Source organism: Pseudomonas sp. GD04158, from assembly GCF_029834875.1.
In the GTDB taxonomy this organism is placed as follows: Bacteria; Pseudomonadota; Gammaproteobacteria; order Pseudomonadales; family Pseudomonadaceae; genus Aquipseudomonas; species Aquipseudomonas hydrolytica.
In genome coordinates this window covers 1-10,498 of the sequence record NZ_JAODYT010000105.1, presented here as the reverse complement: position 1 = coordinate 10,498, position 10,498 = coordinate 1, and the positions used below count along the sequence as shown (strand labels likewise).

At 65.7% G+C, this 10,498-nt stretch carries 12 protein-coding genes; 9 read left to right on the top strand and 3 right to left on the bottom strand.

Annotated elements, in window-relative coordinates:
- Positions 1-19: 19 nt before the first annotated feature.
- The 9 genes from urtB (at position 20) to ureC (ending at position 8,487) form a co-directional block, all read left to right on the top strand.
- Positions 20-1,588, top strand: coding sequence for an urea ABC transporter permease subunit UrtB (gene urtB, locus N7333_RS22550; protein ID WP_129482815.1), 1,569 nt, complete (start codon positions 20-22; stop codon positions 1,586-1,588).
- A 20-nt stretch (positions 1,589-1,608) separates the two neighbouring features.
- A complete protein-coding gene (gene urtC / locus N7333_RS22545; RefSeq protein ID WP_177491158.1) occupies positions 1,609-2,694 on the top strand; it encodes an urea ABC transporter permease subunit UrtC in 1,086 nt (361 codons plus the stop codon).
- A complete protein-coding gene (urtD, locus tag N7333_RS22540; RefSeq protein ID WP_129482813.1) occupies positions 2,691-3,533 on the top strand; it encodes an urea ABC transporter ATP-binding protein UrtD in 843 nt (280 codons plus the stop codon). Before urtC ends, urtD begins: the two co-directional genes overlap by 4 nt.
- A gap of 88 nt (positions 3,534-3,621) precedes the next feature.
- Positions 3,622-4,320, top strand: coding sequence for an urea ABC transporter ATP-binding subunit UrtE (gene urtE / locus N7333_RS22535; RefSeq protein WP_129482812.1), 699 nt, complete (start codon positions 3,622-3,624; stop codon positions 4,318-4,320).
- Between the two features lie 237 nt (positions 4,321-4,557).
- Entirely contained in the window at positions 4,558-5,394 is an 837-nt protein-coding gene (locus tag N7333_RS22530; protein WP_129482811.1) for an urease accessory protein UreD, read from the top strand.
- Between the two features lie 185 nt (positions 5,395-5,579).
- Positions 5,580-5,882 carry an urease subunit gamma gene (gene ureA, locus N7333_RS22525; protein ID WP_003246897.1) on the top strand — a complete coding sequence of 101 codons (303 nt, stop codon included), beginning with the start codon at positions 5,580-5,582 and terminating at the stop codon, positions 5,880-5,882.
- A 3-nt stretch (positions 5,883-5,885) separates the two neighbouring features.
- Positions 5,886-6,386, top strand: a complete 501-nt coding sequence (locus N7333_RS22520) for a GNAT family N-acetyltransferase (protein ID WP_129482810.1) — start codon at positions 5,886-5,888, stop codon at positions 6,384-6,386.
- A 7-nt stretch (positions 6,387-6,393) separates the two neighbouring features.
- Positions 6,394-6,699 carry an urease subunit beta gene (locus N7333_RS22515; RefSeq protein ID WP_011920876.1) on the top strand — a complete coding sequence of 102 codons (306 nt, stop codon included), beginning with the start codon at positions 6,394-6,396 and terminating at the stop codon, positions 6,697-6,699.
- Between the two features lie 87 nt (positions 6,700-6,786).
- A complete protein-coding gene (ureC, locus tag N7333_RS22510) occupies positions 6,787-8,487 on the top strand; it encodes an urease subunit alpha (RefSeq protein ID WP_129482809.1) in 1,701 nt (566 codons plus the stop codon).
- A gap of 39 nt (positions 8,488-8,526) precedes the next feature.
- Here ureC and N7333_RS22505 read toward each other — a convergent pair whose 3' ends face one another.
- From N7333_RS22505 to N7333_RS22495, 3 genes are all read right to left on the bottom strand, one after another.
- Complete coding sequence (locus tag N7333_RS22505) at positions 8,527-8,970, bottom strand: hemerythrin domain-containing protein (protein ID WP_129482808.1); 444 nt, start codon at positions 8,968-8,970, stop codon at positions 8,527-8,529.
- Positions 8,971-9,048: 78 nt separating this feature from the next.
- A complete protein-coding gene (locus N7333_RS22500; protein WP_003246891.1) occupies positions 9,049-9,315 on the bottom strand; it encodes a DksA/TraR family C4-type zinc finger protein in 267 nt (88 codons plus the stop codon).
- 69 nt (positions 9,316-9,384) lie between these two features.
- Positions 9,385-10,248 (bottom strand): oxaloacetate decarboxylase, encoded by an 864-nt coding sequence (locus N7333_RS22495; protein ID WP_090428073.1) that lies wholly within the window; start codon positions 10,246-10,248, stop codon positions 9,385-9,387.
- Positions 10,249-10,498: the final 250 nt, after the last annotated feature.

Sequence of the window (10,498 nt, the reverse complement as noted above, 5' to 3'; positions counted from 1 at the left end):
CTACGCCAAGGACACCCTTATGCCCACTGCCATTACCCGAATTCTCCTGAGCCTGCTGCTGTGGCTGCCCCTGGCGGCGCAGGCTGGCGAGGCCGACGATTTCGTCGCTGCCAACGCCGGCAAGCAGGCCAAGCTGCTGCAGGACTGGGCCGCCGCGCCCAATGCCGAACGCCTGCCACTGCTGCAGGCCCTGCAGCAGGGCCGCGTCGGCAGCGATGCCGACAAGCGAGCCTTCATCGAACAGAGCGGCACCTGGCAGGCCGCCGATGGCGCAGCCAAGGCCAACGGCACGCCGCGCAAACTGCGTCTGAACAACCGTCTGCGCGGCCTGCTGGGCGTGGCCATGGCCAGCCATCAGTTGCTCGCTGACGATGCCGCCGCGCGCCTGGCCGCCGCCAAGCAGTTGCAACGCAATACGCCGCCGGCACTGCTGCCGCTGCTGGAAAGCCGGTTGAGCATCGAAGCCGATGAAACCGTGCGGGACGCCATTACCCTGGCCCTGGCCAACCTGCAGCTGGAGGCCAGCGACCCGACCGTGCGCCTGGCCGCCGTGGAGCGCCTCGGCAAGACCGGCGACCCGCTGGCCCGCACGCGTCTGCAAAGCCTGCTCGATGGCGAGGAAAGCGATGCCGCCGTGCGCGCCGCCGCCGAGAAAAGCCTGGCCCAGGTGAAGAACAAACTGCTGATCGGCGAACTGCTCGGCCAGGCCTTCAGTGGCCTGTCGCTGGGTTCGATCCTGCTGCTCGCCGCCCTGGGTCTGGCCATCACCTTCGGCTTGCTCGGGGTGATCAACATGGCCCACGGCGAGATGCTGATGCTCGGTGCCTACACCACCTATGTGGTGCAGCTGAGCTTCCAGCGCCTGGCCCCCGAATACCTCACGCTCTACCCGCTGGCCGCGCTGCCCATCGCCTTTCTGGTCACCGCCTGCATCGGCATGGTGCTGGAGCGCACGGTGATCCGCCATCTCTACGGCCGCCCGCTGGAAACCCTGCTGGCCACCTGGGGTATCAGCCTGATCCTCATCCAGCTGGTGCGCGTCACCTTCGGCGCGCAGAACGTCGAGGTGGCCAACCCCGCCTGGCTGTCCGGCGGCGTGCAGGTGCTGCCCAACCTGGTGCTGCCGTACAACCGCATCGTCATCATCGGCTTCGCCCTGTTCGTCGTGGTCCTTACATGGCTGCTGCTGAACAAGACGCGCCTGGGCCTGAACGTGCGCGCGGTGACGCAGAACCGCAACATGGCCGCCTGCTGCGGCGTGCCCACCGGGCGCGTGGACATGCTCGCCTTCGGCCTCGGTTCGGGCATCGCCGGCCTCGGCGGCGTGGCGCTGAGCCAGATCGGCAACGTCGGTCCGGACCTGGGTCAGAGCTACATCATCGACTCCTTCCTGGTGGTGGTGCTCGGCGGCGTCGGCCAGTTGGCCGGTAGCGTGCTGGCGGCCTTCGGCCTGGGCGTGGTGAACAAGTTCCTCGAACCGCAGATCGGTGCGGTGCTCGGCAAGATCCTCATCCTCGCGCTGATCATTCTGTTTATTCAGAAACGCCCGCAGGGTCTGTTCGCACTGAAAGGAAGGGTGATCGACTGATGACCATGCCACTGAATCCCATGCCTGTTAACAAGAGCCTACTGGCCCGCGCCAGCGCCAAGCTCGGCCCACAGGTTTCGCTGGCCATCGGCCTGCTGGTGCTGGCCGTGCTGCTCGCCATGCCGCTGCTGCACCTGCTGCCGTCCGATCATGCCCTGCACGTCTCTGCCTACGCCCTGACGCTGGTGGGCAAGATCCTCTGCTACGCCATCGTCGCCCTGGCGCTGGACCTGGTCTGGGGCTACGCCGGCATGCTGTCGCTGGGCCACGGCCTGTTCTTCGCCCTCGGCGGTTATGCCATGGGCATGTACCTGATGCGCCAGTCGGCCGGCGACGGGCTGCCGGCCTTTATGAGCTTCCTGGCCTGGAGCGAGCTGCCCTGGTACTGGTACGGCACCTCGAGTTTTCTCTGGGCGATGTGCCTGGTGGTACTGGCGCCCGGCCTGCTGGCCCTGGTGTTCGGTTTCTTCGCCTTCCGCTCGCGGATCAAGGGCGTGTACTTCTCGATCATGACCCAGGCGCTGACCTTTGCCGGCATGCTCTTGTTCTTCCGTAACGAAACCGGCTTCGGCGGCAACAACGGCTTTACCGGTTTCACCCGCATTCTCGGCTTCGACATCACCGCGCAGGGCACCCGTGCCGCGCTGTTCTTCGCCACCGTGGTGCTGCTGGTGGGCAGCCTGTACCTGGGCTTTCGCCTGGCGCGCAGCAAGTTCGGCCGCGTGCTGACCGCCCTGCGTGACGCCGAGAACCGCCTGATGTTCTGCGGCTACGATCCGCTCGGCTACAAGCTGTTTATCTGGGTGCTATCCGCTGTGCTGTGCGGCCTGGCCGGCGCGCTGTACGTGCCCCAGGTGGGCATCATCAACCCCAGCGAGATGGCGCCGACCCAGTCCATCGAAGCCGCCGTGTGGGTCGCCCTCGGTGGTCGTGGCACGCTGATCGGTCCGCTGCTCGGCGCCGGTATCGTCAACGGCATGAAGAGCTGGTTCACCGTGGCCTTCCCCGAGTACTGGCTGTTCGCCCTGGGCGCGCTGTTTATCGTCGTCACCCTCTTTCTACCCAAGGGAATGATCGGCCTGCTGAAGAAGGAGAAGGATCAATGAGAGCCACTCCCCTGCCCGAGACCATGCTCGAAGCCGCCTTCGACCCCACCGGCCTGGCGCTGGATACCGGCAAGAACGTCGGCAAGGGCGTCAACGTCCGCCATGGCACCATCCTCACCCTGGAAGACATCAACGTCAGCTTCGATGGCTTCAAGGCGCTGACCAACCTGACCCTGTACATCGGCGTCGGTGAGCTGCGTTGCATCATCGGCCCCAACGGCGCCGGCAAAACCACCATGATGGACGTGATCACCGGCAAGACCCGCCCGGACAACGGCGTCGCCTACTTCGGCGAACAGTACGACCTCACCAGCATGAGCGAGGTGCAGATCGCCCAGGCCGGCATCGGCCGCAAGTTCCAGAAGCCCACGGTGTTCGAAGCGCTGACGGTGTTCGAGAACCTGGAGCTGGCGCAGAAGACCAACAAGTCGGTGTGGGCCAGCCTGCGCGCCAGGCTCAACGGCGAGCAGAAGGATCACATCGAGGAAGTGCTGAGCACCATCCGCCTGGAAGCCTCGCGCCATCGCCCGGCCGGCCTGCTTTCCCACGGCCAGAAGCAGTTCCTCGAGATCGGCATGCTGCTGGTGCAGGAGCCGCACCTGCTGCTGCTCGACGAGCCGGTGGCGGGCATGACCGACGCCGAAACCGAGTTCACCGCCGAGCTGTTCAAGTCCCTGGCACGCAAGCACTCGCTGATGGTGGTCGAGCACGACATGGGCTTCGTCGGCTCCATCGCCGACCACGTCACCGTGCTGCACCAGGGCAGCGTGCTGGCCGAAGGCTCGCTGGAGCAGGTACAGAACGACGAGCGGGTGATCGAGGTTTATCTGGGTCGCTGACAGTCGGTGCGCACAGCGCACCCTACCCGGCGCGGTGCATTTCATCCCGTAGGGTGCGCCGCGCGCACCGCATGCTAAGGACATCGATATGCTGCAAGTCCAACAACTCCACCAGTATTACGGCGGCAGCCACATCCTCCGTGGCCTGTCGTTCGACGTGAAGGTCGGCGAGGTCACCTGCCTGCTCGGCCGCAACGGCGTGGGCAAGACTACCCTGCTCAAGTGCCTGATGGGCCTGATCCCGGCCAAGGACGGCCATGTGCAATGGGAAGGCAAGGCCATCACCACCTACAAGCCGCACCAGCGCGTACACGCCGGCATCGCCTACGTGCCCCAGGGCCGCGAGATCTTCGGTCGCCTGACGGTGGAAGAGAACCTGCTGATGGGCCTGTCACGCTTTCCCGGCAGCCAGGCCAAGGAAGTGCCGGCGTTCATCTACGAACTCTTCCCGGTGTTGCGCGAAATGAAGCATCGCCGTGGCGGCGACCTGTCCGGTGGTCAGCAGCAACAGCTGGCCATCGGCCGCGCCCTGGCCAGCCAGCCGCGCCTGTTGATCCTCGACGAACCCACCGAAGGCATCCAGCCCTCGGTGATCAAGGAGATCGGCGCGGTGATCAAGAAGCTCGCCGCCCGTGGCGACATGGCCATCCTGCTGGTGGAGCAGTTCTACGACTTCGCCGCCGAACTGGCCGACCAGTACCTGGTGATGAGCCGCGGCGAGATCGTCCAGCAGGGCCGCGGCGAGAACATGGAAGCCGAGGGCGTACGCGGACTGGTGGCCATCTAGTAGGGTGCGCCCCGCGGTCCTCTCAAGGCATAGGGACCCTGCTGCCGCTCGCAGGCGGGGTTCGCACGGCGGACGGTTACCGCGAACGTCTCGCTGCCCTGGTGCGCACGGCCTAGGCGGCCCCGCGACACCCTACGTGGGTGTGTGGCCGCATGCCGCGCCACACGCACCGAATTGGTTCGAGGCACGCCTCTTGCTTGCCCACTCGGTCAACTATTGCGTGGAACCTGCCCTGCCATGAATCTGCCTGCCGCCCTGTTCACGCCCAGCTGGCCCGCCGAGCTGGAGCTGGCTTACGCGCGCCACGGCGAACGCACCACGCCGGTGCGCAGGCGCCATCTTGGCCCTCTCCGGGTGCAGAAACACCTCCACGCCGAGGGGCCGGAGGTGTGCCAGCACATCATCGTCCACCCGCCCGGCGGCATCGCCGGTGGCGACCGCCTGGACATCTCGGCCCATGCCGGCGAACGCACCTGGGTGCAGCTCACCAGCCCCGGCGCAGCCAAGTGGTACCGCGCCGCCGGCGTCGCCCGCCAGGATCTGCGCCTGCGCGTCGAGGCCGGTGCCACCCTGGAATGGCTGCCGCAGGAAACCATCGTCTATGCCGGCGCCCAGGCCGAACTGCACACGCAGATCGAGCTGCACGGCGACGCCCGCCTGCTGTACTGGGATATCGTCGCCCTCGGCCGCCCCGCCGCCGACGAGCGCTTTGCCAGCGGCCACTTTCAGGCCGCGCTGGATGTTCGCCGTGACGGCAGGTTGCTGTGGCACGAGCGCCAGCGCGTGAGCGGCGGCGACGGCCTGCTCGACTCGCCCATCGGCCTGAACGGCCAGCCGGTCTTCGCCACCCTGCTGGTCAGTGGCGAGGTGGACAGTGATTTACTCGAGCGCTGCCGCGAACTGAAGATCGAAGGCGTACGTGGCGATCTCAGCCAGCTCGCGGGCCTGCTGGTCGCCCGCTGTCTGGCCAGCGAAGCACTCAAGGGGCGTGCCTGGCTGATCGCCCTGTGGCGCCTGTTGCGCCCGGCCCTGCTGGGGCGCGAGGCGGTGCCGCCGCGAATCTGGAGTACCTGAGCACAACGAACAGGTAGGAGCCGGCTTGCCGGCGATCAGCAGAGGCCTAATCGCCGGCAAGCCGGCTCCTACAAATTGCATTACAGCCACGCCAGAGTGGAACAGCGCACGCCGCTGTCCACCAAGCGACCGAAGCACCATTGCGGACAGGGCACAGCCTTGCCCGCTCCAAGACTGGAGCCGTCATGGATTTGTCACCAAGAGAAAAAGACAAACTGCTGATCTTCACCGCCGGCCTGGTGGCCGAGCGCCGTCTGGCCCGAGGGGTCAAGCTCAACTACCCGGAAGCCATGGCCTATATCTCCGCCGCGCTGCTCGAAGGCGCGCGCGACGGCCAGACCGTCGCCGAGTTGATGCACTTCGGCACCACCCTGCTGAGTCGCGAGCAGGTGATGGAGGGCGTGCCGGAGATGATCCCGGAGATTCAGATCGAAGCCACCTTTCCCGACGGCACCAAGCTGGTGACCGTCCACCAGCCGATTGCGTGATTCATGAGTTATTCGATAGTGAATGCCGGCGAAGCCGATCTGCCCGGAATCCTGGCCATCTACAACGACGCCGTGCAGCACACCACGGCGATCTGGAACGAGACCCTGGTGGACCTGGCCGACCGCCGCGCCTGGCTGGCCGAACGCACGGCGGCCGGCTTTCCCGTGCTGGTCGCGCATGACGCCGCCGGCGAGGTAGTCGGCTACGCCAGCTACGGCATCTGGCGCACCATCGAGGGCTTTCGCCACACCGTCGAGCACTCGGTCTACGTACGCGCCGACCAGCGCGGTCAGGGTCTGGGCCCGGCGCTGATGCAGGCGCTGATCGAGCGCGCTCGGGTCGCCAACCTGCACGTCATGGTCGCCGCCATCGAGTCGAAAAATGCCGCCTCGATTCGCCTGCACCAGCGCCTCGGCTTCATCACCACCGGGCAGATGCCCCAGGTCGGCCGCAAGTTCGGGCGCTGGCTGGATCTGACCTTTATGCAATTGATTCTGGAGTGAGCAACCCATGATTCCCGGCCAATACCAGATTGCCGACGGCGAGATCGAGCTCAATGCCGGCCGCCGCACCCTGACCCTGTCCGTGGCCAACAGTGGCGACCGGCCGATCCAGGTCGGCTCGCACTATCACTTCTTCGAGACCAACGATGCGCTGATCTTCGATCGAGCATCCACGCGAGGTATGCGCCTGAACATCCCCGCCGGCACCGCGGTGCGTTTCGAACCTGGGCAGAGCCGTGAGGTGGAACTGGTCGATCTGGCCGGCGCGCGCCGGGTGTTCGGCTTCGCCGGCCGGGTGATGGGCGATCTTTGAGATACCAATTTTCGTAGGGTGCGCCGCGCGCACCAGCAACGACACAGATAGCAACGGTGCGCACAGCGCACCCTACGGGACGAGCCAATGAAGATCAGCAGACAAGCCTATGCCGACATGTTCGGCCCCAGCCTCGGCGACAAGGTGCGCCTGGCCGATACCGACCTGTGGATTGAAGTCGAGAAGGACTTCACCACCTACGGTGAAGAAGTAAAATTCGGCGGCGGCAAGGTGATCCGCGACGGCATGGGCCAGGGCCAGCTGTGCGCCGCCGACGTGGTCGACACCCTGATCACCAACGCCCTGATCATCGACCACTGGGGCATCGTCAAGGCCGACGTCGGCCTCAAGGACGGACGCATCGCCGCCATCGGCAAGGCCGGCAACCCGGATATCCAGCCCGACGTGACCATCGCCATCGGCGCCGGCACCGAGGTGATCGCCGGCGAGGGCATGATCCTTACCGCGGGCGGCATCGACACCCATATCCATTTCATCTGCCCGCAGCAGATCGAAGAGGCGCTGATGAGCGGCGTCACCACCATGATCGGCGGCGGCACGGGACCGGCCACCGGCACCAACGCCACCACCTGCACCTCGGGGCCCTGGCACATGGCGCGCATGCTGCAGGCCGCCGACGCCTTCCCGATGAATCTGGGCTTCACCGGCAAGGGCAACGCCTCGCTGCCGGAGCCCTTGATCGAACAGGTCAAGGCCGGCGCCATCGGCCTGAAGCTGCACGAGGACTGGGGCACCACCCCGGCGGCCATCGACAACTGCCTGAGCGTGGCCGACCAATACGATGTGCAGGTGGCGATCCACACCGACACCCTGAACGAGTCCGGCTTCGTCGAGACCACCCTGGGCGCCTTCAAGGGCCGCACCATCCACACCTACCACACGGAGGGCGCCGGCGGCGGCCATGCGCCGGATATCATCAAGGCCTGCGGCTTCCCCAATGTGCTGCCCAGTTCCACCAACCCGACCCGGCCCTTCACCCGCAACACCATCGACGAGCATCTGGACATGCTGATGGTCTGCCACCACCTCGACCCGAGCATCGCCGAGGACGTGGCCTTCGCCGAGAGCCGTATCCGCCGGGAAACCATTGCGGCAGAAGACATCCTCCACGACCTCGGCGCCTTCTCCATGATCAGTTCCGACAGCCAGGCCATGGGTCGCGTCGGCGAGGTGATCACGCGTACCTGGCAGACCGCCGACAAGATGAAGAAACAGCGCGGCGCCCTGCCCGAGGACGCCCCCGGCAACGACAACTTCCGCACCAAGCGCTATATCGCCAAATACACCATCAACCCGGCGATCACCCATGGCATCAGCCATGAAGTGGGCTCGATCGAAGTGGGCAAGTGGGCGGATCTGGTGCTCTGGCGCCCGGCCTTCTTCGGCGTGAAGCCGACGCTGATCCTCAAGGGCGGGGCGATTGCCGCCAGCCTGATGGGCGATGCCAACGCCTCGATCCCGACACCGCAGCCGGTGCATTACCGGCCGATGTTCGCCAGCTACGCCGGCAGCCGCCATGCCACCAGCATCACCTTCATCAGCCAGGCCGCCTTCGACGCCGGCATGCCCGAGCAGCTGGGTCTGAAGAAGAAGATCGGCGTGGTCAAAGGCTGCCGCGAGGTGCAGAAGACCGACCTGATCCATAACGGCTACCTGCCGAACATCGAGGTCGATCCACAGAACTATCAGGTCAGGGCCGACGGCCAGTTGCTCTGGTGCGAGCCGGCCGAGGTGCTGCCGATGGCGCAGCGGTATTTCCTGTTCTGACGCAAAAGCCGGGCGTTATGCCCGGCTCTCATTGGTCTGTCAGGACGCCTGCTTCATCTGGTCGTAGGCGTTCAGGTAATCACCGGCCAGTTGCTGCTTCTCCTTGTCGCGAAGCAGTTTGCCGGCCATCTGGAAGAAGGTGTGTTCTTCTTCCTTGAGATGGTGCTCGACCTTTTCCGCCAGCGCCTTGGCTTGCGCCAGCCAGCTCGGGCTGCTGGGGTCGGTTTCTTCCAGGCCCTCGACCATTTCATCCATCTGGTGATGCTCGGCAATCGCATGGCGCGACAGATCCACACCAGCATCTTGCTGCATCAGGGGGATATAGAAATGGCGTTCTTCGGCCACCGAATGCACGGCCAGTTCCTGCTTGAGCTGAGAAAACAAGGCGTGGCGCTCGGCGCTGTCGCCCTGGGTGGCGATCAGTTTCTGCGCCAGTTCGCGCTGGATGTCGTGGCTGATGCGCAAGGCTTCGAAAATCGTCATGCAGGCACCTCCTCTTCCTGAGTCACGGTCTTAGTAGCACTAGACCATCAGGACTCGAATAGGTGCCGTACCGCTTGCTCAGCGCAGCTGACTGTCCTTGCTGCCGCGGCGGTTGTAACCGCTGTAGGCGGCGTTTTCCCGGTCGTGCTCGGCCTGGCACTTTACGCACAGGCGCACGCCGGGAATCGCCTGACGACGGGCTTCGGGAATGACGGCGTCGCATTCCTCGCAGTGCCGCAGGCTCTCGCCTTTCGGCAGCTGGCTGCGGGCACGCGCGATGGCGTCCTCGATGCTGCTGTCGATCTGTTCCTGTACCGCGTCGTCGTTCGCCCAACCACTTGCCATGCTGCACCTCCTCGCCCCTACCGAACAGATATGCGCCCGGGGCAGGCGAAGTGCAAGTGCTGCCTGTCGTTACTCGCGGACTTCCATGAACTCCTTGGCCCAGAGAATGTAATCCTCGGGCATGGTGTACTTGTGGGTCAGCTCGGTGGCGTTGAGGTCGCACGGCTGGGCGCCGCGCTGCTCGCGCAGGCAGTCGTAGGTGGCCTTGATCGCGGCGAAGTAGGCCGCATGGCCGTTGACCACGATGCGCACGCCCAGGCGTGCCAGGCGCTGGTTGTCGCGCAGCTCGGGGTTGCCGTAGGTGACCAGCATCAGCGGCACCTTGAGGCCTGCGGCGATCTGCTCCAGGTGGGCGAAGTCCCTGACCCCGACCAGGCAGATGCCGTCGGCCCCGGCCGCCTCGTAGGCGCGGGTGCGGCGGATCACCTCGTCCACCTCCAGTACGCCGGCATGGGTCCGGGCGATGATGGAAAGCTCCGGGTCGACGCGCGCTTCCAGCGCGGCGAGGATCTTGCCGACGCCCTCCTCGATGGAGATCAGGTCGGTGGACTTGCGACCGAATTGGGCCGGCAGCAGGGTGTCTTCAATGGTCAGCGCGGCGACGCCGGCGCGTTCCAGCTCGACCACGGTGCGCATCACGTTGAGCGCGTTGCCGTAACCGTGGTCGGCATCGGCGATCACCGGCAGGCGGGCGACGCGGCCGATGCGCGCGGCCTGCTCGACGAATTCGCTGAGGGTGATCAGGGCGAAGTCCGGCGCACCGAGCACCTGCAGGGAGGCGACGGAGCCGCCGAGGATGCCGACCTCGAAGTCGAGATCGGCGGCGATACGGGCGGACATGGGATCGAAGACCGAGGCGGTGTGATAGCAGCGCTCGGAAGCCAGCAGCGCTCTGAAGGCGCTACGCAGCTCATGGTGGGATGCACGTTGCAGGATGGGCATGGGGCGTATTCCAGATTCGGTTGAATCGCTTCTTGGTCTTTTTGCTATTGGCGTAGACGCGGTGAAGGTTAGCGCAGGGCACTTGCGCTCAGCTTTCAACCGGATCGACGTACGCCTGACCAGCAAATTACCGGCCAGCCAGCCCCGCCGGCAGCGCCGGGAAGAATCCACCGCCGGTCAGCAGCCCGTAAGCCATCCAGCCGGCCACGGCCAGATAGAACAGGCGCGGCAGCCAGGTGGC